The sequence below is a fragment of the Agromyces marinus genome, from assembly GCF_021442325.1.
GTDB classification, from domain to species: Bacteria; Actinomycetota; Actinomycetes; order Actinomycetales; family Microbacteriaceae; genus Agromyces; species Agromyces marinus.
On sequence record NZ_CP087879.1, the window covers coordinates 2,822,837 to 2,844,214 of the forward strand.

Genomic DNA, 21,378 nt, shown 5'->3' on the forward strand with positions numbered 1-21,378 from the left:
CGTCTCACATTCCTTGTTGGGTGCGCGCGAGATTGAGCAAACTGAGTGCCGCATTCGTCGCTGTACCGTCTGGCGCATGAAGCGCCGCGGTCATCGTCATAGGCCTCGTGACGCGACCGCCAGCACTAGTGACGATCTCTTCGAGCACGTCTCGGGCGGAGAAGCTGTCCCAGCGCATCACGACATTGGCGATCGAGATCCTCAGCGACGTGATTGGCGAGTCTCGCAGTAGGGTCTCGAGCGCCAACCTCCCTTCTGGGCGTACTGCGAGTTTGTTGAGCGCCGCCTGGTGCGCATCCATCCGCTTGCTGTGGGCGCGAACGTCGCCCTTCCTCTCATAGGACAGAGTTCGCTCGCCGACGTCAATCGCGTTGCGTGTCTCATGCAGGTCCTGCAGGAGTCTGGCTACATCCTTCACACACGCATTCTGCCGCGCGTGGAACCGTCATCGGGCGAACGCAGCCCATGCCGGTGTTGCGAAGCTCCGTCGGCTAGGTTTGCGGACGTGAACGTCGGTAGCCCTGAGGCACGTGGCGACGGCTGGTGGACTGTGGCGGTCTGGCCCGGCCATTTGAGCTCACTCGCAGCGGCGTTGAACCCCGGGCTCGAGTTCGTGATCCTTGAAGACCATGCTGCCGTCGGCTGGGACTGGCGCAGCGTGCGGGTCCCAGTCAACGAGTCCGAGACGGGCTTCGTGGAAGATGTAGCGGTTCGCTTCGTCCGGATGGACCTGCTCATGACGCCGGACCAGTTCCGACGCCATGCGTTGAAGTTGCAGAGCGGAAGCGATGGTGGAGCGCTGATCTGGCAACTATCGAGGAAGCCACCAGTGAACTTCCGCCTATCGGACAAGGAAGGTGACGCTCGCGCCGCGGCTATACGAGGCCTCGACATACGCCTGATCATCGATTTGCCCCACGATGGCGAGGTCGCCGTGATTTCCGCTGCGGCCGAGGTCGAGGCGCGCGCAGTTGTGACGCGACTTGCCGCTGGAACCTAGTCAAAGCGCGCCGTAAGCGGATTCATCGGTGTGCCGGAGCCATAGTCTGCCTAGATGACGACCCGCCCCGGATGGAGCTCTGTCAAGACCACGAGTGTGCTCGCCGTGAGCGTTGGGCTTCTGGTGATCGGCATTTGGGTTGCCACTCTTCTCATGCCGAGCACGCAGCCGATGACGGTTGATGCGGCAGCTGCAGAGGTGACGGCGCGGCTGGACCGGATCGAAGGAACCCTCCCCGAAGGATCCGTGATCGATCGTTCGGAGACGATTGCAGTAGAAGCGTGTCCTCTCGAAGGGCGAGGGGAACAGGCACGGATTCTGCGAGTGTTCGACGTCGACCCCGTGCTCGATCGAGTGACCTGGGCCAGGACTCTGGCCCAAGAGTTCGCCGAGGCAGACGGGTGGGTGGTTCGCACCAAGGCGCTTGAATCCCGCGACAACCTCGAGATCCGCGTCGTCGGCCGCGACCTGCTCGTGATCGACATCATCGCGCGCGGCGACCCAGCCCAGGCACGCATCACCCTGCGCTCCATCAGCGAATGCAGCAGCGCAAGCTGATCGGTCCTGAGCGCCAGGACCGATCCCTCAACGCCAATCGTGGTCTGCGACCGTGGTCGCTACTTCTTCTTCCGTCGACGTTGGATCTCGGGCACGACGAGCTCGGGAACTGCGCGGAGCATGAACTTGTCGAAGTCCGGCACGGTGAATGCGGCGTAGCCATGTTCGGGCGTGTACAGCAGGCCCATCTCGATGAGCTCGGCACGTGTGGGAGGGACTTGGTTGGACTCGCGGTGGAGCACTCGTGCGACGTCGGCGGCTTTCTGACAAAGCGACCTAACGTCTGCAACCTCGCGGATCAACCCGGCCGCTCGCGCACGTGTTGACGACTCGCGCCCGACCCTCAGCGCGAATGCGCCGCGTCGGGGCCTCGTGCAGGATCGAGCTATGCCTGACTCGCCGAACCTCACTGCCGCCGATCTTCGAGCGCTTGCCCGGCTCTGCGACGCGACCCGCGTGATGACCCTCTCCGGACGGCTCGACCCCGCCGCGGTGAACACCCTGCGGACAAGGCTCATGAGCGTCGAGCCAACAGACGACGGAGGCGCTGACGACCTGGTTGTCGTCGCACGACTGGATCACTTGATCGACGGGCTCCGAGCGGAACTCGGCGCCGACTACTAGGCGCTCCCTGCCGATCCCTGCGACGCCGCCTGATAGCCCTGGGCTATCGATCAGGCGGGGACATACTCCTGTCGTACTCTGCCGTCGGTAGCGAGTTCGATGTACCCGAAGTCTCGGTCGGAGTTCAGGATCACGGCGTCATTGGCGACTGCGTAGGCGGCGATCAGGCAGTCGAATGCCGCTGCGGCGCGGATGAGTCCCTTGTTCCAGAGCGCCTGTTGGATGTCGAGGGCGTCCTGCTCATCCGGGTGCTCCCACGCCGGGAGCAGCTCTTCTATGTCCTCTCGCAGCTCGGCGTACTCGCGGGGGCCTCTTGCGGAGTGGCAGTATTCGAGCACCTGGGGAGGGCAGGTGATGATGAGGTGATTCGGCGACAGTGCTCTGAGCCTGTCGGCGATCGCCGCGCTCGTCCCGGCCCTCTGCCAGATGCTGTTGTCGACGAGGTACGTCGTCACGCTGGCGTCACCGTCGGCGTGATGGTCGGCGCGTCGATCTGGTCGGGCTCGAACCTGCGCCCGATGATGCGCTCGACGGCTGCCGGTTGACGGCGAACGGCGATAAGCGTGCGCAACGCGAGGTCAACGGTCTCGCGATTGGAGGAAGTGCCGGCCAACTCCTTGGCCTGCTTCAGCTCGTCGGGATCGATGTCGATGGATGTGATGGCCATGGCGCCTCCCTCGGTTCTATATATACCACTATATAAGTCGGATGTCGGGTCGGTACAGCTGTTCGCATAGCGGCACCCGACCGACCCTCAGGGTGCGCCGCTCGGCCAAGGGCGGCCGGCGGCGCACCGATGATCCCTCAGTGGCGACGATCCTCTGGTCCTTCCCGATGGCTCGGCGGCGACGTGAGCTATCCGCGAGCGAATACGTTGGTCGCGACTTCGCGGTGCAACTCGGGCGCCGGAGCACCATCGGGCCGGACGATGTACCCACCACTGGGACCGCCGACGCCGAACTCGGCGCCGCCACCACCACAGCCAATCACCCAGTCCGTAGCGTTCGGGTAGACCGCGAGGCAGACAGTCCCGGGCTCCTTGCCCTTGGCTAGGAAGAGCATGTTGCCGTCGTGCTCGCCAACGTACCGGCTGCTCGATGGCTCCAATTCGTCGTCAGCGTACTCGGGAGGTCTGCTGGGAGCGCGTCGGCGGCCACGGCGTCACGCTCCAGGACGGCGAAGCCTGATCCCGAGTCGATGCATCCTGTCGGCACGAGGACAGCGTGGTGCCGGCGAGCGAGGCGATCTTGCAGGGGGATGCCCTGGCCGAATGCTCCCACGTCAGAGCGGCTGCCGCGTCGAACGAGACGCCGACCGCTGCCCCTCCCTCAGCGACACAGCCAGTATGACCGGTTATACTTTGGCCATGAAGACCGCGATCTCCATCCCGGATGGCGACTTCGAGCGCTTCGAACGCGTCGCCGCCCGGCACGGCATGAACCGCTCGGAGTTCTTTCGACGCGCCGGCCGCCGCTTCGTCGAGGAACTCGAGGGCGAGGCAGAGCTGACCGCCCTGGCCGACGCGGTCATTGAACGCGTCGGGCAGCCCTCAGTCGACAGCCCGTTCCTCTCGGAGTCCGAGCGCCGCATGCTCGAGGCGACTGAGTGGTGATCGCCCACGGCGACGTCGTCTGGGTCGACCTCGGGTCACCGCGCGGATCGGAACCGGCGAAGAGGCGTCCTGCCGTCGTGATGCAGGAGGACTGGCTGCTCGCCACGCAGATCGCCACCGTCCTGGTCGTGCCGTTGACATCGAACGTTGCGCTGGAAGCGTTCCCCGGCAACGTACTCATACCCGTCGAGGCTTCCGGCCTCGAGAAGGACTCGGTGGCGGTCGTGTCGCAAGTCGGACCGGTCAGCCGGGAGTTCCTCGACGCGTTCCCGGTCGGGCACCTCCCGAGCTACGTTCAGACCAAGATCGCCAACGGCATTCGCCTCGGTATGGGCATCTGAGCCGCGACCACACTGTCGACTCGCTGACGATCCCCTACCGCGACCGCCGCCGCTCAGCGACCGTAGACGTCGCGGCGATGCCCGAGCGTCACGACGACCACCAGCAAGACGTGGTCTCGGACCGTGTAGATGATTCGGTAGTCGCCGACGCGCACCCTGAGTCCGTCGCGGCCCTGAAGCGCCTTGGCCCCGGGCGGGCGCGGATCTTGTCCGAGCAGCGCGATCGCGCCGCGGATGCGGTCGCGGTCCTGGTGGTCGATGCGTTTGAGCGCTCGGAGGGCGGCTGGTCGGAGTTCGATCCGGTAGCTCACTCCCAGCCCAGGTCCTTCTTGACCTGATCCCAGGGGATGTTCTCGCCTTCTTCGGCCATGGCTTCATCGAAGGCGGCGGCATCCTCGGCGTCTTCGAGCGCGTCGAGCATGCGCTCGTACCGCTCCGGGCTCACCACGACCGCAGCGCGCTGGCCGCGCCGTTCGATGAAGACGGCCTCCTGCCGAGAACGCGCGATCACGTCGGACAGGTGACTGCGGGCGTCTGCGACGCTGACACTGGACATGCCGTAATTGTACATCTCTCGTGTCTTGATGTACATAACGCAGGGATCTACCACGCGCTCTGCGGCGATCCCCGACTGAGCCATCCGCGGCGCAGGGTCACGCGAACGACGTCAGGGCGAGCCGGTAGGCGTCACTGTCGGCGCGCGTGTCGGCTGTGACCAGCAAAGCGTTGGGGCCGATCCTTCGGTTCCACTCACCTCGGCACGGGATCGTCACGATCTTGGTCAGCCCTCTACGCCAGGCCAGGACGAGCGCCTCGAGGTCTCGCCGCTCGGGATCGTCCTCGAGCGCACCCCGATTCGTTGCGCGCAGAGCGTCCATCCCGCTTCGCTCCCACAACCTCGTCGAACTCGGCATTCCGCTCCGCCGCGCATACAGGAAGACGGTGTTCAACCTCGCACCCCGCAATAGGGCGTTCGCCTTCATCGCGCGCGAGTACGAAGGACTTGACACGCTCCGAGCGACTCTGCGGTGATCGCTGCTGGCGAGGCCCCCTTCCCCCCAACTGAACGAACGTGACGGAACGGACACCGGCGATCTCTGAGTCGCTGAGGGATCGGCCGCGTGCCAGCCCGCCGGTATACTTCGAGTATGACCACGACGATCAAGGTGAGCGATGAGCTCCGGGACCGGCTCAAAGAGCAGGCGGCACGCGACGGGCTGACGCTCGGCGCGCACCTCGCGCACCTCGCGGACGCAGAGGACCGCAGGTGGCGACTGAGCACCTTGAAGGCGGCGGTCTCAGCATCGACGGCCACGCAGGCCGACTCGCACGCTCGGGAGTCGGCGGACTGGGAGCGCACCGAGTTGGCTGACGCCCAGTCGTGACCGAGCCGGAACTCGCGCCCGGGGTCATCGCATGGGCATCGCTCGAGCCCGTTCGCGGTCGGGAGCAGGGTGGCCACCGTCCGGTGCTGGTCATCGCCTCCTCCGGATATCTGGACGCGGTCACGACCCTCGCGATCGTGCTGCCGATCACTACCACCGACCGCGGATGGCCCAACCACGTCCCGGTCGACGGGCACAGCGGTCTCGATCGGCCCTCATGGATCATGACCGAACAACCGCGGACCCTCTCGCGTGACCGGCTCACGAGGATCTCGGGTCAGGTGTCGACCGACTGTCTCGGAGCCGTGCGGATGTGGCTGGGCGACTTCCTCGAGCTCTGACCACTTCCAGCACGAGCGATCTCTCCTCCCAGCGGCATCCCATTAGTCGCGCGCGTCGACGCTGTCCCACCCATCTGCGTCGTCGAAGTGTGCTTCCCGGGCATCACGACCTGCGCGCAGGTCGCGCCGCGCCGTCTCGCGCGCAGCGCGATGAGTCAGGAGTGAGGAACGGTACGGGTTCAGGCGTCATGCCGTTGCATCGTGCGGTAGACCGTGGCCCGCGAGACCTTGAAGATCTGACCGAGCTCCGCGATCGTGTGGCTCCCGCTCCGGTACACCTGGACGAGCAGTGCCTGCTGCGCGGCCGACAGCTTGGGGGCGCGACCCCGTAGCCTGCCCTTCGCGCGAGCGATCTGCATCCCCTCGCGCGTCCGGGCGCGGATCAGGTCCGACTCGAACTCGGCCACCATCGCGAGAACATTGAACAGCAGCCGCCCCACGGGATCGTTCGGGTCGTGGATGGATCCGCCGAGGTTGAGCTTCACGTTCTTCGCGGTGAGCTCGTCGACGATGTCCCGCGCGTCGCGCAGCGATCGCGCGAGCCGGTCGAGCTTCGTGACGACGAACGTGTCGCCGTCGCGACATGCCGCCATGGCAAGTCGAAGCCCGGGTCGGTCGCGGTTCGTTCCCGTGAGCCCCCGATCGGTGTAGATCCGCTCGGGCATGACCCCGAGCCGTTCGAGCGCCTCGCGCTGCACCGTGAGGTCCTGGTCGTGCGTGGACACGCGAGCGTATCCGATGAGCATCTCGTTCATCTCTGCAGGTTGCGCGCCGATCGGCACCGCGGCAACCGGTGTCCCGAGTCGCGCCGCCGAGGCGTGCGGTTCCCGGTGTGACGTTCGCCCCGTGACATTGGTCCAGGTGCTCGCGGTCGCGATGCTCGCGGTCCTCGTCGTCGGAGCCGTGATCGCGTCGACGGGACTGCTCGCGGCGACCGGGTCGCCGCTGCAGACCGCGCTGTTCGCCACCGGCGCGGCGGTCGGCGGGCTCGGGTGGGTCGCATTCCCCGTCTGGTGGCTCGTGCTCGCCTCGACCGTGAACTGAACGGACGCGGCATCCGTGCGACCCCGCGCGACGAGACCGGCCCCAGCGGGCCATCGGGTGCGTAGGGTGGGGACATGGCAGCCATCGCGCTCGGGGTCCCGACGATCCGTCGGGCGGATGCCGGTGCGCCCGACCTGCGCGGCCGCCCCGACGTGCCGGGGCTCGTCGACCGGTTCGGCCGGGTCGCGCACGACCTGCGGGTGTCGATCACGTCGGCGTGCTCGCTGCGCTGCACCTACTGCATGCCCGCGGAGGGCCTGCCCGTCATCCCCCGCGACGAACTCCTGACGGCCGAGGAGATCGGCCGACTGGTCGGCATCGCCGTGCGCGACCTCGGCGTGCTCGAGGTCCGGTTCACCGGCGGCGAACCGCTGACGCGGGGCGATCTCGTCGAGATCGTCAGGCGCAGCGCCGAGGCGGCGCCCGGCATCCCGCTCTCGCTCACGACCAACGGCATCGGCCTCGACAAGCGGGCCGAAGCGCTCCGCGATGCCGGGATCACGCGCGTCAACGTCTCGCTCGACACGCTCGATCGCGAGCACTTCACGCGGCTGACGCGACGCGACCGGCTGCCGGCGGTGCTCGCCGGGATCGCCGGTGCGCATCGGGCGGGGATCGGCCCGATCAAGGTCAACGCGGTGCTCATGCGGGAGACCCTGGCCGACGCGCCCGCCCTGCTCGCGTGGGCCATCGAGCACGGGTGCCGGCTGCGGTTCATCGAGCAGATGCCGCTCGACGCCGACGAGGCGTGGCGGCGCGACAACATGGTCGATGCGCGAGAACTGCTCGCCGTGCTGGGCACGAGGTTCTCGCTCGACCCCGTCGGCCGGGAGGATCCGGCCGCGCCGGCCGAGGAGTGGCTCGTCGACGGCGGCCCGGTGACGGTGGGGATCATCGCGTCGGTCACACGACCGTTCTGCGGCGCGTGCGACCGGACGCGCCTGACGGCCGAGGGCTCGGTCAGGTCGTGCCTGTTCGGTGACGACGAGACCGACCTGCGCGGGTTGCTGCGCTCCGGTTCCGGCGACGACGAGATCGCCGACCTGTGGCGGGCCGCGATGTGGGGCAAGAAGGCGGGGCACGGCATCGACGACGTCGACTTCGTGCGCCCGGTGCGGACGATGGGAGGCATCGGTGGCTGACACGGCGACCGTGACGACGGTTCAAGTGCGCTACTTCGCCGCGGCGGCGGAAGCTGCCGCCACCGAGGAGGAGCGCCTCGAGTTCGCGGGCTCCACGCTCGGCGAGCTGCGCGACGCCCTCGTCGAACGGTACGGCACGCCGATGGCGCGCGTCGTCGCGAACGGGTCGTTCCTGCTCGACGGCGTCGTGCGGCGCGACCCGGCGACGCCCGTCGGCGACCGGGTCGACGTGCTCCCGCCCTTCGCCGGCGGCTGACGGCCGCCCTCAGCGGGCCGGCGCGAACCGGCGGAGCGTCAGAGGTTCACCCACTCGCTCGTACCGCCCTCGAGGTGCTGGCGCTTCCAGATCGGCGTGCGCTCCTTGATGCGGTCGACGAGCAGCGCGCACGCGGCGAACGCCTCGGCGCGATGCGGGGCCGCGACGGATGCCACCAGCGCGACGTCTCCGATCGCGAGCGGTCCGACGCGGTGACCGGCGGCGATCGCGAGTCCCGTCTCTCGGGCGACCTCAGCGCAGGTGTCGCGCAGGAACCGTTCGGCGTCGGGGTGCGCGGAGTAGTCGAGGGCCGTGACCGGTTCGCCGTGGTCGTGATCGCGGATGACGCCCTCGAACGTCACCAGCGCGCCGTCGCGTCGCGACAGCACGAACGCCTCGATTGCAGCGCGGTCGATCACCTCGGAGGTCACGACGGCGAACACCTCCGGCGCGGCCTGCTCCTCAGCTCCGGGCATGGTCGCCTCCCGCAACCTGGTCGACGAGGTGCGGAAGGAGGTCGTCGAGCACCGCGAGCCCGTCGGCGACGCCGCCGCGCGACCCCGGCAGGTTGACGATGACGCTTCTCCCCGCGACTCCGGCGAGCGCACGGCTCAGCGCGGCCGTCGGCGTCGCAGCCCGCCCCGCAGCACGGATCGCCTCGGCCACGCCGGGAAGGGCATGATCGATCACCGCGGCCGTCGCCTCGGGTGTGCGGTCGGTCGGGCTCACGCCCGTGCCGCCCGTGGTGAGGACGATCGCGGGGGCCTCGGCCACGGCGGCACGGACCGCGTCGGCGATATCGGCGTCGGCGACGACGCGCGGGTCGTCGACCTCGTAGCCGCGGGCGCGCAGCCAATCGGCGATCACCGGCCCGGTCGTGTCGGTCGCGGTACCGGCGGCGGCACGTGTGGAGGAGACGAGCACGATCGCGGTGCGCTCGGTCGGGTCATCCGTCGGCCGGTGGGGACCGGCGTCGGCATCGGCCCGCCACACGCCGCGCTTGCCGCCGCGCTTCTCGACGAGGCGGATGCCGCCGAGGCTCGCAGCGGGGTCGACCGCCTTGACCATGTCGTGGAGGGTGAGTCCGGCGACCGCGACGGCGGTGAGGGCTTCCATCTCGACGCCCGTGCGGCCGGTCGTGGTCGCGGTGGCCCGGATCGTGACGGCGGCCTCGTCGAAGTCGAAGTCGATGGCCACCGAGTCGAGGGGCACGATGTGGCACAGGGGGATCAGTTCGCTCGTGCGCTTCGCGCCGGAGATGCCGGCGATCCGCGCGGTCGGCAGCACGTCCGCCTTCTTCAGCGAGTCGGAGCGCACGAGCTCGACGACCTCGGCCGTCGTGTCGAGTCGCCCTTCGGCGATCGCGACGCGTCGCGTAATGGGCTTGCCACCCACGTCGACCATGCGGGCGCGACCGTCGGCGTCGAGATGCGTGAGCTCGCTCATAGGAACACGGTATCGACCTGTTCGCCGGCGTCGAGTGCTTCGGCGTCATCCGGGATGACGATGAGCAGTTCCGACGCCGCGAGTGCCGCGACCAGGTGCGACCCGGGACCGCCGACGACCTCCGCGAGCCCCTCCGGCGTCCGTCGCCCTCGGAGGAACTGCCGCTTGCCCGCGACCGAGCGCACGGCGCCGGCGAGCGGCATCCGCTCGGTCCGCGCGGCCGGCAGGGCCGCGATCGCCCGGAGCGACGGGGCGACGAAGAGTGCGAACGACAGCTGCGCGCTGACGGGGTTGCCGGGGAACCCGATGAGCGGCACACCACGGTGGGTGCCGACCGCCTGGGGGCCGCCCGGTTGCATCGCGACCGAGCCGACCCAGGCCCCCAGCGGCTCGATGAGCTCGCGCACGACCTCGTAGGCGCCCTGCGAGACGCCGCCGCTGGTGAGGATGAGTTCGGCGCCCGCGTCGACCGCCGCGTCGAGTTCGGCGCGCAACCGCTCGACGTCGTCGCGCACGCGGGCGGTGTGCACGACCGCGGCCCCGCAGGCGGCGACCGCGGCGCGCAGGGCCGGACCGTTCGCGTCGGGCAGCTCCCCCGGCCCGAGCTCCGCACCGGGCGCGACGAGTTCGCTGCCGGTGCTGACGACCGCGACGCGCACCCGTTCGCGGACCACCAGCCGGGTGATCCCGGCCGCGGCGGCGGCGGCCAGGTGCCGGGGCTCGAGTCGGATGCCGGCGGGAAGCACGTCGGCCCCGGCGACGAGATCGGTTCCCGCCTCCCGGACGTATTCGCCCGGCCGCCGCGATCGGAGCACGCGCACCGACCCGTCGGCGGCGGGTTCGGTGTCTTCGACGGGCACGACCGCGTCGGCCCCGTCGGGCACGGGCGCGCCCGTCATGATGCGCATCGCGGCGCCCTCGGCCAGCGGGGCGGGCGCCCCGGGCGCAGCCGCCGACTCGCCCGCCACCGGGAGGACGACCGGTGCCTCGGCGACATCGGCCGCGCGCACCGCGAAGCCGTCCATCTGCGAGTTCCGGAAGGGCGGCAGGTCGATGGCCGACTCGACGGGCGAGGCGGTGATCCGGCCGAGCGCGTCCTCGAGCGCGATGTGCTCGGTCGGCCGTGCGCCCAGCGGCGCAAGCAGCGACCGCACGAATCCGCGGTGCTCGTCGAACGGGATCCTCGTCATCAGTACCTCATCACGTCGGGGTCCACGGCGAGCGCCCACGCGTCGATGCCGCCCGTCAGGTTGCGGACCCGGTCGAAGCCGGCTGCGGCCAGGCGGTCGGCGGCCAGCCGTGATCGCACCCCCAGATGGCAGATCACGACGACGGATGCCGCGGGGTCGAGTCCCGCGGCGCGCTCCTCGAGCTCGCCCAGCGGGATCAGTGTCGCGCCGGGGATCGCGGCGATCTCCGCCTCCCACGGTTCGCGGACGTCGAGCAGGACGGGCGCGCCGGCCGTCGCGAGTTCGGCGGCGAGGGTCGCGGCGTCGACCTCGCCGGGCTCGCGCGACGGCGCACGCCCGAGTTCGGGGCGCGGGCCGGGCTCGAGCGGCGCACTCGAGTGTTCGGGGCGCGAACTGCGCTCCGCGGCATCCGCCCTGGCGTACGCGATCTCGCGGGTGCGCCCGGTGAGGGCGTCGAACACCGCGACCCGCCCGACCAGCGGTTCGCCGATGCCCGTCAGCAGCTTCAGGGCCTCGCCCGCCATGAGTCCGCCCGTGACGGTGCACACGGTCGGCAGGATCCCGTCGATCGCGCAGCTCAGGCCCGCGTCGTCCGGCGGCTCGGGGAACAGGTCGCGGTACGAGATCCCCCGCGCCTCCCACGAGACGCCGACCTGCCCGGAGTAGCGTGCCGCGCTGCCCCAGACGAGCGGGATGCCGGCCCGTGATGCTGCCGCGTCGGCGACGTAGCACGTCGTGATGTCGTCGGTGCCGTCGATCACCAGGTCGGCGCCGGCGAGCAGGTCGTCGGCGGTGCCCGCGTCGAACCGGACGGGCCTGGGGACGATCACGGCTCCGGGCGCCAGGAGCGCGGCGGCATCCGCTGCGGAGTCGACCTTGGCGCGCCCGATGTCGGCGTCGTGGTGAAGGGTCTGGCGGTGCAGGTTCGTCTCTTCGACGGTGTCGTCGTCGACGAGGGTGAGTCGCCCCACCCCGGCTGCGGCGAGCGCGGGGATCACGGTGCAGCCGAGTCCGCCGGCGCCGAGGACGACGACGTGGGCGTCGGCGAGCCGGCGCTGCCCTGCGGTTCCGAATCCGGGCAGGACCCGTTGACGCGCGTAGCGAGCCGAGCCGGGATCGATGGCCATGCGTCGATTCTCGCAGCACCGGCGCGACGCCGGGCCTTGCGCCGGGCGCGGCGATGCGCGAGCGTTGTCAGGGGGGCCGCATGAGTCCGACGACGGGAGCACCGCCCGGATCGGGGCGTTCGACGGACGTGCTGCGCCTCCTGCGCGACCTGGTTCCGCAGCGGCCCCGCTTCCTGCGGGGTCCGCGCATCGCCACCGGCGTCCGCAGGCCGGTGATCCGGACCGAGCGGCTGCTGCTGCGCACCCATCGGCTCTCCGAGGCCGACCAGTGGTACGCGATCCAGTCCGACCCGACCGTGGTCGAGCATCTCGCGTGGCCGCTCCGCTCGCGCGCGGAGTCGTTCGTGCACCTGCTGAACCGGACCCGGCATTCGCGGCTCGAGCAGAACGACGACTTCCTCGCGCTCGCGGTGCTGCTCGGCGACCGTGTGATCGGCGACGCGTCGCTGCACCTGCGGGCCGGGGATCCGGCCCGCCTGCGGTGCGAGGTCGGTTGGGTCATCGCCCCGCAGTGGCAGGGCCACGGGTATGCGCGCGAGGCGGGGCTCGCGATGGTGGCGCTCGCCTTCGACCGGGTCGGGGCGGCGCGGGTCGAGGCCCACGTGCTGCCGGGCAACGACGGGTCGATCGCACTGGCCGAGCGCCTCGGGTTCACCGAGGTCGACGCGGCGGAGGGTGAGCGCGTCTTCGCGATCGATGCGGCCCGGTACCGCGAGCTGCACTCGGAACCCGGGTCGGGGCCGGGCTAGCGCTTCCTCCGCAGATGCGGGTACGATCGTCGAATGACGGCGATTCTGCGGATCCTTCGATGACGTCGTTCCGCATCAGCGAAGCGGCCGCCCTGCTCGGGGTGAGCGATGACACCGTCCGTCGGTGGGCCGACGCCGGCCGGCTCGAACTCGAACGAGCCCCGAACGGCATGCGCATGGTCACGGGCACCGAACTCGTGCGGCTCCTCGGCGACGAACCCGACGGCGCGCTCGCCGACGCGTTCCCGCTCGCACGGGCATCCGCTCGCAACCGGATGCTCGGCCTCGTGACGGCCGTCGAACGCGACGGCGTCATGGCACGGGTGGAACTGCGCGCCGGACCGTTCCGCATCGTCTCCCTCATGAGCCGCGAGGCCGCCGACGACCTCGGGCTCGAGCCGGGGGTGCTCGCCGCGGCGAGCGCGAAGGCGACCATGATCACCGTCGAGCTTCCGCAGGGGGCCGAGTGACGCGCACGGCCGGGCCGAAGCGGATGCCGCGGCACGCCGCCCCCGCGGCGGTGCTCGCCGTCGCCGCACTCGCCCTCGCCGGGTGCGCGGCCGGGTCGGATTCCCCTGCGGGAGCCGCAGCGTCCGGCGGGACCACGGACCAGGCGGGTGCCGCGCTCGAGCCGGGAACCGTCACGGTGTTCGCCGCCGCGTCGCTCACCGAGCCGTTCGAGGAGCTCGCAACCCGCTTCGAGGCCGAGCACCCGGGGGTCGAGGTCGCCCTCAACTTCGGCGGCAGCGGCGGCCTCGCCGAGCAGATCGTCAGCGGAGCCCCCGCGGACGTGTTCGCCGCGGCTGCCGAGCCGCCCATGGGTGTGGTCGCGGGCGCCGGACTCGCGATCGACCCGACCCTGTTCGCGACCAACACGCTCCAGCTCGTCGTGCCCGCCGGCAATCCCGCCGACGTCACCGGACTCGACGACCTCGCCCGCACCGAACTGCGGGTCGCACTGTGCGATCCGAGCGTTCCGTGCGGCGCCGCATCCGACGCCCTGCTCGACCGGGCCGGCATCGCACCGGCACCCGACACGCTCGAATCGGACGTGAAGGCCGTCCTGACGAAGGTGTCGCTCGACGAGGTCGATGCGGCGCTCGTCTACCGCACCGACGTCGCGTCGGCCGCCGGAGCGGTCGAGGGCATCGAGGTGCCCGAGGCGGCATCCGTCGTCAACCGGTACCCGATCTCGGTGCTCGCGGGCGCGCCGCGGCCAGACGCCGCAGCGGCGTTCGTGGCGTTCGTGACCGGCACCGAGGGCGCCGACGTCCTCGGCGCCCTGGGCTTCGGCGCCCCGTGACCAGGACCCGGACGCCGGTGCGGACCGGCGGGCTCTCGTGGCCCGTCGCGACGCTCGCGGGCGTCGCGCTCGCGTTCCTGGTGCTCCCGCTCGTCGCGCTCGTGCTCCGAGCGCCGTGGGGCGAACTGCCCGAGTTGCTCGCCCGGGAATCGGTCGTCGAGGCGCTCGTACTCTCGATCGCCACCGCGACGCTCGCGACCGCGGTGTGCCTCGTGCTCGGGATCCCGCTCGCCGCACTGCTCGCACGCGCGGGCGATGCGCCCGCCCTCGCACGGCGGCTGCTGCGCGCGGCCGTGACCGTTCCGCTCGTGCTGCCTCCCGTCGTCGGCGGCATCGCCCTGCTTCAACTGCTCGGGCGCCGGGGCGTCATCGGATCGGTCCTCGACGGCCTGTTCGGGATCACGGTCCCGTTCACGACGGGGGCGGTCGTGCTCGCCCAGGTGTTCGTCTCCCTCCCGTTCCTCGTGTTCGCCGTCGAGGGCGCCCTCGGCAGCGCCGACCGGCGCTCCGAACTGGCGGCGGCCACGCTCGGTGCGTCGCGATGGCAGGTGTTCCGCCACGTCACGCTGCCGCTCGTCGCGCCGGGCGTCGCAGCGGGGGCCGTGCTGTGCTTCACCCGGGCGCTCGGGGAGTTCGGCGCGACCATCACGTTCGCGGGTTCGCTGCCGGGCACCACGCGCACCCTGCCGATCGCGAGCTACCTCGCGATGCAGACCGACCCCGACGAGGCGATCGCGCTCGCGCTGCTGCTGCTCGTCGTCTCGGTCGCGGTGCTCCTGATGCTGCGCGACCGGTGGCTGCCGGGGGTGCGGTCGTGAGCGCGGTGCGGTCGTGAGCGCGCCGGACCCCGGAACCCGGGCCGACCGCCCCACCCTCGCGGTCGACGCGACCCTCGCGCGCGGTGCGCAGCGCATCAGCGCCGCCTTCGACGTCGAGCCGGGGCATCCGCTGGCCGTCATCGGACCGAACGGCGCCGGCAAGTCGAGCCTGCTCGCCACGATCGCCGGGCTCGTGCCGCTCGAGGCCGGAAGCGTCCGCGTCGGACGCCGCGACCTCGGCGACCTTCCGCCGGAGCGACGACGAGTCGGCGTCGTCTTCCAGGATTACGTGCTCTTCCCGCACCTGAGCGTGCGCGACAACGTCGCCTTCGCGGCGCGCATGCGCGGACTGCGGCCCGCGGCCGCGCGCGCCCGGGCCGCGCCCTGGCTCGACCGGTACGGTCTCGAGGCGCTCGCCGACCGGCTGCCCGGCGAGCTCTCCGGCGGGCAGGCGCAGCGCGTCGCGCTGGCGCGCGCGCTCGCCGCGGAGCCCGATGTGCTCCTGCTCGACGAACCCATGTCGGCGCTCGACGTCGAGCTCCGCGAGGGGATGCGCGCCGAACTGGCCCAGCACGTGCGCGAGTTCGGCGGGCCGACGGTCGTCGTCACCCACAGCAGGGCGGATGCCGCGGTGCTGGCCGATCACGTCCTCGTCCTCGAGTCGGGCGAGGTCACCCAGCGCGGCACGCTGGCCGAGCTCGCGGCGCGGCCGGCGACCGCCTACGTGCGGCGGATGCTCGCGACATCCGCCGAGTGACGTCGCGTTCGAGGCTCAGCGCGGGGTCTCGCGGTGGACGTCGACGATGACCGCGTTCTCGAGATCGCGCCACGACTCGGCGGCGATGCGCACCCGGACGACGGCGCACGTGGGCATGCGATCGACCGTGCCGTCGGAGAGCCGGTAGGCGAGGTCGGTCATCCCCGGGTCGTGGGCGACGAGCATGACGGTGTCGACATCGTCGGGCGTCTGCCCGGCGATCTCGAGGATGGTCGCGGGGCCCGCGCCGTAGAGCCGCTCGTCGAGTCGGAGCGCCGACGGGTCGAGACCGAGGCCTTCGGCCATCGCCTCGGCGGTCGTGCGGGCCCGCAGCGCCGTGCTCGACACGATCAGGCCGGGCACGGTGCCGAGACGGCCGAGGCGCTCCGCCATCGCTGGGGCGTCGCGCCGGCCGCGGTCGTTCAGCGGCCGGTCGTGGTCGGCCAGCCCCGGGTCGCCCCAGTCCGACTTCGCGTGGCGCACGAGCACGAGCGTCTTCATGGGCCGAGTCTGCCACCGGATCGGGCCCGCGTCACGGGCCCTGCGCCGCGGCAGCGGATCACGCCGGTTCGGTCACGCCGCCGACGGGGCACGCTCGGCGAGCCCGGCGGCGAACTCGAGCACGCACAGCGCCGCGAGGCGGACGGTGCGGCCGTCGACGCTGTCGGCGGTCGCGTCGATCTCGACGAGGTCGGCGCTGCGGACGCGGGCGTCGGTCGCCGCGGCGCGCACGAGGCCGCGCAGTTCCCAGGCCGCGAGCCCGCCGGGAACCGATGCGGGGCATGCCGGCACGACCGACCGGTCGCACGCGTCGACGTCGACGTCGAGGTGGATCGGGCCGCCGGCGGCGCCGGCGATCTCGAGCGCCTCGGCCATCACGTCGGCGGGTCGGCGGCCGTGGAGCTCGTCGCGGTGGATCACGGTGATCCCGAGTTCGTCGGCGCGACGCGCGTACTCGGCGGAGTTCGCGAAATCCTGGATGCCGATCTGCACGATGCGACGCGGGTCGAGCCCGGCTTCGACGAGCCGGCGCACGGGCGAGCCGTTCGAGACGCCGTCGCGGAGATCGTAGTGCGCGTCGATCGTCACGAGTCCCGCGCGCTCGAGGTCGTCGCCGAAGGCCCCCAGGGCGGTGGCGACCGTCACCGAGTTGTCGCCGCCGAGCGCCACGACGGATCCGGCCCGTTCGAGCACGTCGGCCATGCGGGCGCGCGTGCGCGCCTCGCCGTCGTCGCCGTCGGGTTCGCGGATGTCGCCGGCGTCGACGAACCCGAGCTGCGCGAGGTCGACCGGCCCGCGGCCGCGGGACCCGTCTGGCACGAGGGCCGCGCTGTACCTGCGGAGCGCTTCGCGCACCGCGGCGGGGGTCGCGTGCGCGTTCGTCGGCGACAGCGAGGTGCGCCACGCCGGCACGCCGAGGATCGCGAGCGCCGCGCGGCCGTCGCCGGGCAGGTCGTCGAGCATCGGCCAGTCACCGGCTCGCGGCCAGAGCGGATCGTGCGAGAGGGGGGTGGTCGGGGACTGCGCGCTCATGGCCCGAAGATAGCAACGGCGGATGCCGCGGCACACGGGCTCCGGGGCGGCGCGCGTCCGCGATCCCGGACGGCTCGCGGACGATTCGGCTCCCGTCGGGAACATCGCCGGGGGCTTGCGCGTTCCCGCATGACGGAGATACCCTAGGGGGGTATTGCGGGACGAATCGAACCGAGGAGGATCGGCACGATGGGCGACCACATGCGAGCGCACGGCACGGAGACGGACGAGCACCGCCACGACGAGCACCGCCACGACGAGCACCGCCACGACGAGCACGGCAACGACGAGCACGACGAACACGAGCACGCGGGCCACTCCGGCCACGAGCACGCCGGGCACGCCGACCATTCCGGCCACTCCGGCCACTCCGGCCACTCCGGCCACTCCGGCCACGGCGACCACGTCGGGCAGTTCCGCCGCCTGTTCTGGATCATGCTCGTCATCGCGATCCCGACGATCGCGCTCAGCGGCATGTTCGCCGACCTGCTCGGCTACCCGCTGCCCGACGCCGCCTGGGTCGCCTGGGTTCCGCCCGTGCTCGGCACGGTCATGTACTTCTGGGGCGGTTCGCCGTTCCTCACGGGCGCCTGGTCCGAGCTCAGGGCGCGCAAGCCCGGCATGATGCTGCTCATCGGGCTCGCGATCACGGTCGCCTACCTCGCCTCGCTCGGCGCCACCCTCGGACTGCTCCCCCACGACCTCGACTTCTGGTGGGAGCTCGCGCTCCTCATCGTGATCATGCTGCTCGGCCACTGGCTCGAGATGCGCTCGCTCGCGGCGACCTCGTCGGCGCTCGACGCCCTCGCGGCGCTGCTCCCGGACGAGGCGGAGCGCGTGGTGGACGGGGGCACCGAAACGGTCTCGCCCGCCGACCTCGATGTTGGCGATGTCGTCATCGTGCGCCCCGGCGGCCGCGTTCCGGCCGACGGCGAGGTCGTCGACGGCACCGCCGCGATGGACGAGTCGATGATCACGGGCGAGTCGCGCACCGTCGGCCGCGGCCCCGGCGACCAGGTCGTCGCGGGCACCGTCGCGACCGACACGGCGATCCGCGTGCGCGTCGGAGCGGTCGGCGACGACACCGCGCTCGCGGGCATCCAGCGCCTCGTCACCCAGGCCCAGTCCTCGAGCACGCGCGCGCAGCGCCTCGCCGACCGCGCAGCCGGCTGGCTGTTCTGGTTCGCGCTCGGCGCCGCCGCGATCACCGCGATCGCCTGGTCCCTGGCCGGGCGGCCCGACGAGGGGGTCATCCACACGATCACCGTGCTCGTGATCGCCTGCCCGCACGCGCTCGGTCTCGCGATCCCGCTCGTCGTGCAGATCGCGACCGAACGCGCCGCGCGCGGCGGTGTGCTCGTGACCGACCGACTCGCGCTCGAGACCATGCGCACCGTCGACGCCGTCCTCTTCGACAAGACCGGCACGCTCACCAGGGGTGAGCCGGCCGTGACGGATGCCGCGGCGGCCGACGGACGCGATCTCGACGAGGTGCTCGCGCTCGCGGCATCCGCCGAACACGACTCGGAGCACCCGCTCGCGAAGGCCATCGTCGCCGAAGCGGCCGGCCGCGGGCTCGACCTCCGGTCGGCGTCGGAGTTCACCGCGTCGGCCGCGATCGGCGTGACCGCGACCGTCGACGGGCGGACGGTGCACGTCGGCGGCCCCGGGCTGCTGGAACGCGAGGGCCTCGACCCGCTCCCAGCCTCGCGCGAGTGGGCCGAGCGTGGATCGACGGTGCTGCACGTCGTCGTGGACGGCGAGGTCGCGGGCGCGATCGCGCTCGACGATGAGATCCGGGCGGAATCCCGCGAGGCGATCGACAGGCTGCACACCCTGGGCGTGCAGGTCGTCATGATCACCGGCGACGCCGAACCGGTCGCGCGCACGGTCGCCGCCGAGCTCGGCATCGACCGCGTGTTCGCGGGCGTCCGCCCCGAGGACAAGGCCGCGAAGGTGCAGGAACTCCAGCGCGAGGGCCTGTCGGTCGCGATGGTCGGCGACGGCGTGAACGACGCACCGGCCCTCGCGCAGGCCGACGTCGGCATCGCGATCGGGGCGGGCACGGATGTCGCGATCGCCTCCGCCGGCGTCATCCTCGCCTCCAGCGACCCGCGTTCGGTGCTCTCGGTCATCGAGCTCTCTCGCGCCTCCTACCGGAAGATGAAGCAGAACCTGTGGTGGGCGGCCGGTTACAACCTGATCTCGGTCCCGCTCGCCGCCGGCGTGCTCGCCCCGATCGGGTTCGTGCTGCCGATGTCGGTCGGCGCGATCCTGATGTCGCTCTCGACGATCATCGTCGCTGCGAACGCGCAGCTGCTGCGCCGGCTCGACCTGCGACCCGAGGCGTCGGCCGAGGCTGTGCTCGAGCGGGCGCGATGACCGCAGGGGGCTGACCGGCGTAAGGTCGGACCATGGAAGACGAGTCCATCGCCGTGCTCGTGACCGGAGCCGAACGCCGCCTGCTCGAGCCCGAGACCCGACGCGACCCCGCCGCCCTCGAGGATCTGCTCCACGAGTCCTTCCGAGAGATCGGCCGGAGCGGACGCCTCTGGACCCGCGCCGAGCTCATCGACGTGATGACCGGGCCCGACGCCGTCGACGTGCAGTCGGCCGTCGTCACGGGCGAGCACGTCGAGCTCGTGGCATCCGACCTCGCGCTGCTCACCTACACGCTCGACGCCGACGGCATGCGAAGCCGTCGCAGTTCGCTCTGGCGGATCACCGGCGACCGCCCGCGGATGCTGTTCCACCAGGGCACGCCGCTCGGCCCGCGCGTCGGCTGACGACGTGTCGGCCGCGCCCGCCTCAGCGCGCGGTCGGGGCGGGTTCCGGGTGGGAGCGCGTGAGCGGGGTGCGCCGGTCGGCCTCGTTCTCGATGGTGAAGGTCGCCAGGTCGGGCAGGTAGCGCTCGTCGGCGTACTCGAGCGGCCGCCGGCCGGAATCGAACGTGATCCGCCGCTCGCGCAGCAGCGGCGCTCCGGCGTGGACCGCGAGGACCTCGGAGTCGAGCGGGTTCGCAGCGACGGCGTCGATCGTGTGCCTGGCACGACGCAGGTCGACCCCCCTCGAGACCAGGTGCGCGTGCATCGACCCGCGATCATGGTCGAGATCCGTCAGCAGTGAGCCGATCTCGGGCGGGAACGACGTGCGTTCGACCATGGTCGGCACGCCGTCGAGCGTCCGCACGCGTACGACCTGCACGACCGCCGCACCCTCGTCGAGGCCGAGGAATCCGGCGATCACGGAGGGCGCCGGTCTCGGACCGGCCTCGACCATCCGCTGGCCGGGCTCCTTGCCGATCGCGCGCGCCCACTCGGTGAACGACGTGAACGTCGAGAACGGCTGCGTCGGCACGACCCGGCCGACCAACGGCGGCCGGCCGCGACCGCCGACGATGTAGCCCTCCTCTCGCAGGACCGCGAGCGCCCGGCGTACCGGGCCGCGCGACGTCCCGAACTCCCTGCACAGCGCCGCCTCGCTCGGCAGGCGCGTGCCCGCCGCCCAATGGCCGCGTCCGATGCGATCACGGAGTGCGTCATGCACTCGCTCGTGGAGCGGCACCTCGGTGGACATGACACGACCGTACGGATCCGGCGCGTTGCGCGGGTTGGCTGCGCGCGACGGCGCGGTGAAGCTTCGGTGAACCGCGGGCGACCGGACCGACGCGCACGCCGGCTCGGGGCGATGGCACTCAGCGGACGTCGGGGGCGAGCCCGCGCGCCTCGCGGAGCAGGTCGACGAACCCCGCCATGTCGAGTCGGTCCAGCGCCGTGATCGCGATCGCGGCCGAGCCGACGCGCACACGGCCCAGCCGGTCCGCGCGCCGCTGGACGAGGTAGGCGCCGTCGACCGCCGCGTTCACGTAGACACTGACGTGGGCGGCCTGCTCGGCGAGCCCGACGAGGAACCACTCCACCGGATCGCCCTTCGGCCTCGGCTGGGTGATCGCGCCGTACCCGACGATCCGCTGGTCGGTCCCACCCCAGAACACGCCCTCCCAGAGCACGCGCTCGAGACCGGCGAACTCGGCCGAGATCACCCGGTCGAGTTCCCGCATCGCGTCGGCGCGCGGCCCGTCGAGGCTGTCGAGGAAGGCGTCGACGTCATGATCGCTTCGCTCCATGGCCCGATCATGCCACGGCGTCGGGC

33 protein-coding genes are annotated in these 21,378 nt (G+C 71.5%); 17 read left to right on the forward strand and 16 right to left on the reverse strand.

The window, feature by feature from the left end; translation table 11 throughout:
- Positions 1-4: 4 nt before the first annotated feature.
- Complete coding sequence (locus DSM26151_RS13205; protein ID WP_234659982.1) at positions 5-418, reverse strand: hypothetical protein; 414 nt, start codon at positions 416-418, stop codon at positions 5-7.
- Between the two features lie 87 nt (positions 419-505).
- On the opposite strand from DSM26151_RS13205, the gene DSM26151_RS13210 reads away from it, so the two are divergent.
- Both DSM26151_RS13210 and DSM26151_RS13215 read left to right on the forward strand, forming a co-directional pair.
- A complete protein-coding gene (locus DSM26151_RS13210) occupies positions 506-1,000 on the forward strand; it encodes a hypothetical protein (RefSeq protein ID WP_234659983.1) in 495 nt (164 codons plus the stop codon).
- 54 nt (positions 1,001-1,054) lie between these two features.
- A complete protein-coding gene (locus tag DSM26151_RS13215; protein ID WP_234659984.1) occupies positions 1,055-1,558 on the forward strand; it encodes a hypothetical protein in 504 nt (167 codons plus the stop codon).
- A 59-nt stretch (positions 1,559-1,617) separates the two neighbouring features.
- Here DSM26151_RS13215 and DSM26151_RS15145 read toward each other — a convergent pair whose 3' ends face one another.
- A complete protein-coding gene (locus DSM26151_RS15145) occupies positions 1,618-1,746 on the reverse strand; it encodes a hypothetical protein (protein ID WP_267963239.1) in 129 nt (42 codons plus the stop codon).
- 199 nt (positions 1,747-1,945) lie between these two features.
- On the opposite strand from DSM26151_RS15145, the gene DSM26151_RS13220 reads away from it, so the two are divergent.
- Positions 1,946-2,182, forward strand: a complete 237-nt coding sequence (locus DSM26151_RS13220) for a hypothetical protein (RefSeq protein WP_234659985.1) — start codon at positions 1,946-1,948, stop codon at positions 2,180-2,182.
- A 50-nt stretch (positions 2,183-2,232) separates the two neighbouring features.
- On the opposite strand, the gene DSM26151_RS13225 is transcribed toward DSM26151_RS13220, so the two are convergent.
- Both DSM26151_RS13225 and DSM26151_RS13230 read right to left on the reverse strand, forming a co-directional pair.
- A complete protein-coding gene (locus DSM26151_RS13225) occupies positions 2,233-2,637 on the reverse strand; it encodes a PIN domain-containing protein (RefSeq protein ID WP_234659986.1) in 405 nt (134 codons plus the stop codon).
- A complete protein-coding gene (locus DSM26151_RS13230; protein WP_234659987.1) occupies positions 2,634-2,849 on the reverse strand; it encodes a type II toxin-antitoxin system VapB family antitoxin in 216 nt (71 codons plus the stop codon). The genes DSM26151_RS13225 and DSM26151_RS13230 overlap by 4 nt, the downstream gene beginning before the upstream one ends.
- Before the next feature lie 699 nt (positions 2,850-3,548).
- Here DSM26151_RS13230 and DSM26151_RS13235 point away from each other — a divergent pair.
- Both DSM26151_RS13235 and DSM26151_RS13240 read left to right on the forward strand, forming a co-directional pair.
- Positions 3,549-3,794 carry a ribbon-helix-helix domain-containing protein gene (locus tag DSM26151_RS13235; RefSeq protein ID WP_234659988.1) on the forward strand — a complete coding sequence of 82 codons (246 nt, stop codon included), beginning with the start codon at positions 3,549-3,551 and terminating at the stop codon, positions 3,792-3,794.
- Positions 3,788-4,135, forward strand: coding sequence for a type II toxin-antitoxin system PemK/MazF family toxin (locus DSM26151_RS13240; RefSeq protein ID WP_234659989.1), 348 nt, complete (start codon positions 3,788-3,790; stop codon positions 4,133-4,135). Before DSM26151_RS13235 ends, DSM26151_RS13240 begins: the two co-directional genes overlap by 7 nt.
- A gap of 53 nt (positions 4,136-4,188) precedes the next feature.
- Here DSM26151_RS13240 and DSM26151_RS13245 read toward each other — a convergent pair whose 3' ends face one another.
- From DSM26151_RS13245 to DSM26151_RS13255, 3 genes are all read right to left on the reverse strand, one after another.
- Complete coding sequence (locus tag DSM26151_RS13245) at positions 4,189-4,446, reverse strand: type II toxin-antitoxin system RelE family toxin (protein ID WP_234659990.1); 258 nt, start codon at positions 4,444-4,446, stop codon at positions 4,189-4,191.
- The gene (locus DSM26151_RS13250; RefSeq protein ID WP_234659991.1) at positions 4,443-4,691 is read right to left on the reverse strand and encodes a type II toxin-antitoxin system Phd/YefM family antitoxin; all 249 of its coding nucleotides are present in this window, start codon (positions 4,689-4,691) and stop codon (positions 4,443-4,445) included. Before DSM26151_RS13250 ends, DSM26151_RS13245 begins: the two co-directional genes overlap by 4 nt.
- A gap of 97 nt (positions 4,692-4,788) precedes the next feature.
- On the reverse strand, positions 4,789-5,013 hold the full coding sequence (locus DSM26151_RS13255) for a hypothetical protein (protein ID WP_234659992.1): 225 nt from the start codon (positions 5,011-5,013) through the stop codon (positions 4,789-4,791).
- 270 nt (positions 5,014-5,283) lie between these two features.
- Between DSM26151_RS13255 and DSM26151_RS13260 the strand changes: the two genes are divergently transcribed.
- Complete coding sequence (locus tag DSM26151_RS13260; protein ID WP_234659993.1) at positions 5,284-5,520, forward strand: hypothetical protein; 237 nt, start codon at positions 5,284-5,286, stop codon at positions 5,518-5,520.
- Positions 5,517-5,861 carry a type II toxin-antitoxin system PemK/MazF family toxin gene (locus DSM26151_RS13265; protein ID WP_234659994.1) on the forward strand — a complete coding sequence of 115 codons (345 nt, stop codon included), beginning with the start codon at positions 5,517-5,519 and terminating at the stop codon, positions 5,859-5,861. Before DSM26151_RS13260 ends, DSM26151_RS13265 begins: the two co-directional genes overlap by 4 nt.
- Positions 5,862-6,040: 179 nt before the next feature.
- Here the strand turns inward: DSM26151_RS13265 and DSM26151_RS13270 are convergent, their stop codons facing one another.
- Positions 6,041-6,616, reverse strand: a complete 576-nt coding sequence (locus DSM26151_RS13270) for a recombinase family protein (protein ID WP_234659995.1) — start codon at positions 6,614-6,616, stop codon at positions 6,041-6,043.
- Between the two features lie 91 nt (positions 6,617-6,707).
- On the opposite strand from DSM26151_RS13270, the gene DSM26151_RS13275 reads away from it, so the two are divergent.
- The 3 genes from DSM26151_RS13275 (at position 6,708) to DSM26151_RS13285 (ending at position 8,303) form a co-directional block, all read left to right on the forward strand.
- On the forward strand, positions 6,708-6,905 hold the full coding sequence (locus DSM26151_RS13275) for a hypothetical protein (protein ID WP_234659996.1): 198 nt from the start codon (positions 6,708-6,710) through the stop codon (positions 6,903-6,905).
- Between the two features lie 74 nt (positions 6,906-6,979).
- Complete coding sequence (moaA, locus tag DSM26151_RS13280) at positions 6,980-8,047, forward strand: GTP 3',8-cyclase MoaA (protein WP_234659997.1); 1,068 nt, start codon at positions 6,980-6,982, stop codon at positions 8,045-8,047.
- Positions 8,040-8,303, forward strand: coding sequence for a MoaD/ThiS family protein (locus DSM26151_RS13285; protein ID WP_234659998.1), 264 nt, complete (start codon positions 8,040-8,042; stop codon positions 8,301-8,303). The genes moaA and DSM26151_RS13285 overlap by 8 nt, the downstream gene beginning before the upstream one ends.
- A gap of 38 nt (positions 8,304-8,341) precedes the next feature.
- Here DSM26151_RS13285 and DSM26151_RS13290 read toward each other — a convergent pair whose 3' ends face one another.
- From DSM26151_RS13290 to DSM26151_RS13305, 4 genes are read right to left on the reverse strand one after another with little or no spacing between them, the layout of a single operon-like run.
- Complete coding sequence (locus DSM26151_RS13290) at positions 8,342-8,779, reverse strand: molybdenum cofactor biosynthesis protein MoaE (RefSeq protein ID WP_234659999.1); 438 nt, start codon at positions 8,777-8,779, stop codon at positions 8,342-8,344.
- On the reverse strand, positions 8,766-9,749 hold the full coding sequence (gene moaCB / locus DSM26151_RS13295) for a bifunctional molybdenum cofactor biosynthesis protein MoaC/MoaB (RefSeq protein ID WP_234660000.1): 984 nt from the start codon (positions 9,747-9,749) through the stop codon (positions 8,766-8,768). The genes DSM26151_RS13290 and moaCB overlap by 14 nt, the downstream gene beginning before the upstream one ends.
- Positions 9,746-10,939 (reverse strand): molybdopterin molybdotransferase MoeA, encoded by a 1,194-nt coding sequence (locus DSM26151_RS13300; RefSeq protein ID WP_234660001.1) that lies wholly within the window; start codon positions 10,937-10,939, stop codon positions 9,746-9,748. Before DSM26151_RS13300 ends, moaCB begins: the two co-directional genes overlap by 4 nt.
- On the reverse strand, positions 10,939-12,066 hold the full coding sequence (locus tag DSM26151_RS13305; protein WP_234660002.1) for a HesA/MoeB/ThiF family protein: 1,128 nt from the start codon (positions 12,064-12,066) through the stop codon (positions 10,939-10,941). The genes DSM26151_RS13300 and DSM26151_RS13305 overlap by 1 nt, the downstream gene beginning before the upstream one ends.
- An 80-nt stretch (positions 12,067-12,146) precedes the next feature.
- Between DSM26151_RS13305 and DSM26151_RS13310 the strand changes: the two genes are divergently transcribed.
- From DSM26151_RS13310 to DSM26151_RS13330, 5 genes are read left to right on the forward strand one after another with little or no spacing between them, the layout of a single operon-like run.
- Positions 12,147-12,815, forward strand: coding sequence for a GNAT family N-acetyltransferase (locus tag DSM26151_RS13310; protein ID WP_234660003.1), 669 nt, complete (start codon positions 12,147-12,149; stop codon positions 12,813-12,815).
- Between the two features lie 59 nt (positions 12,816-12,874).
- On the forward strand, positions 12,875-13,285 hold the full coding sequence (locus tag DSM26151_RS13315; RefSeq protein WP_234660004.1) for a TOBE domain-containing protein: 411 nt from the start codon (positions 12,875-12,877) through the stop codon (positions 13,283-13,285).
- Positions 13,282-14,118 carry a molybdate ABC transporter substrate-binding protein gene (gene modA, locus DSM26151_RS13320; protein ID WP_234660005.1) on the forward strand — a complete coding sequence of 279 codons (837 nt, stop codon included), beginning with the start codon at positions 13,282-13,284 and terminating at the stop codon, positions 14,116-14,118. The genes DSM26151_RS13315 and modA overlap by 4 nt, the downstream gene beginning before the upstream one ends.
- Entirely contained in the window at positions 14,115-14,936 is an 822-nt protein-coding gene (locus DSM26151_RS13325) for an ABC transporter permease (protein ID WP_234660006.1), read from the forward strand. The genes modA and DSM26151_RS13325 overlap by 4 nt, the downstream gene beginning before the upstream one ends.
- Before the next feature lie 13 nt (positions 14,937-14,949).
- Entirely contained in the window at positions 14,950-15,693 is a 744-nt protein-coding gene (locus tag DSM26151_RS13330) for an ABC transporter ATP-binding protein (RefSeq protein WP_234660007.1), read from the forward strand.
- A 15-nt stretch (positions 15,694-15,708) separates the two neighbouring features.
- Here DSM26151_RS13330 and DSM26151_RS13335 read toward each other — a convergent pair whose 3' ends face one another.
- Both DSM26151_RS13335 and DSM26151_RS13340 read right to left on the reverse strand, forming a co-directional pair.
- On the reverse strand, positions 15,709-16,194 hold the full coding sequence (locus DSM26151_RS13335; RefSeq protein ID WP_234660008.1) for a SixA phosphatase family protein: 486 nt from the start codon (positions 16,192-16,194) through the stop codon (positions 15,709-15,711).
- 72 nt (positions 16,195-16,266) lie between these two features.
- Complete coding sequence (locus DSM26151_RS13340; RefSeq protein WP_234660009.1) at positions 16,267-17,226, reverse strand: arginase family protein; 960 nt, start codon at positions 17,224-17,226, stop codon at positions 16,267-16,269.
- A 189-nt stretch (positions 17,227-17,415) separates the two neighbouring features.
- Here DSM26151_RS13340 and DSM26151_RS13345 point away from each other — a divergent pair, with 189 nt between their 5' ends.
- Together DSM26151_RS13345 and DSM26151_RS13350 are read left to right on the forward strand one after the other, a co-directional pair.
- On the forward strand, positions 17,416-19,608 hold the full coding sequence (locus tag DSM26151_RS13345) for a copper-translocating P-type ATPase (RefSeq protein ID WP_234660010.1): 2,193 nt from the start codon (positions 17,416-17,418) through the stop codon (positions 19,606-19,608).
- 32 nt (positions 19,609-19,640) lie between these two features.
- Entirely contained in the window at positions 19,641-20,012 is a 372-nt protein-coding gene (locus DSM26151_RS13350) for a nuclear transport factor 2 family protein (protein WP_234660011.1), read from the forward strand.
- Positions 20,013-20,034: 22 nt separating this feature from the next.
- Here the strand turns inward: DSM26151_RS13350 and DSM26151_RS13355 are convergent, their stop codons facing one another.
- The gene (locus tag DSM26151_RS13355; RefSeq protein ID WP_234660012.1) at positions 20,035-20,802 is read right to left on the reverse strand and encodes a GntR family transcriptional regulator; all 768 of its coding nucleotides are present in this window, start codon (positions 20,800-20,802) and stop codon (positions 20,035-20,037) included.
- A 118-nt stretch (positions 20,803-20,920) separates the two neighbouring features.
- Positions 20,921-21,352: a DUF1801 domain-containing protein gene (locus DSM26151_RS13360; protein WP_234660013.1), complete on the reverse strand. Its 432-nt coding sequence runs from the start codon at positions 21,350-21,352 to the stop codon at positions 20,921-20,923.
- Positions 21,353-21,378 lie beyond the last annotated feature (26 nt).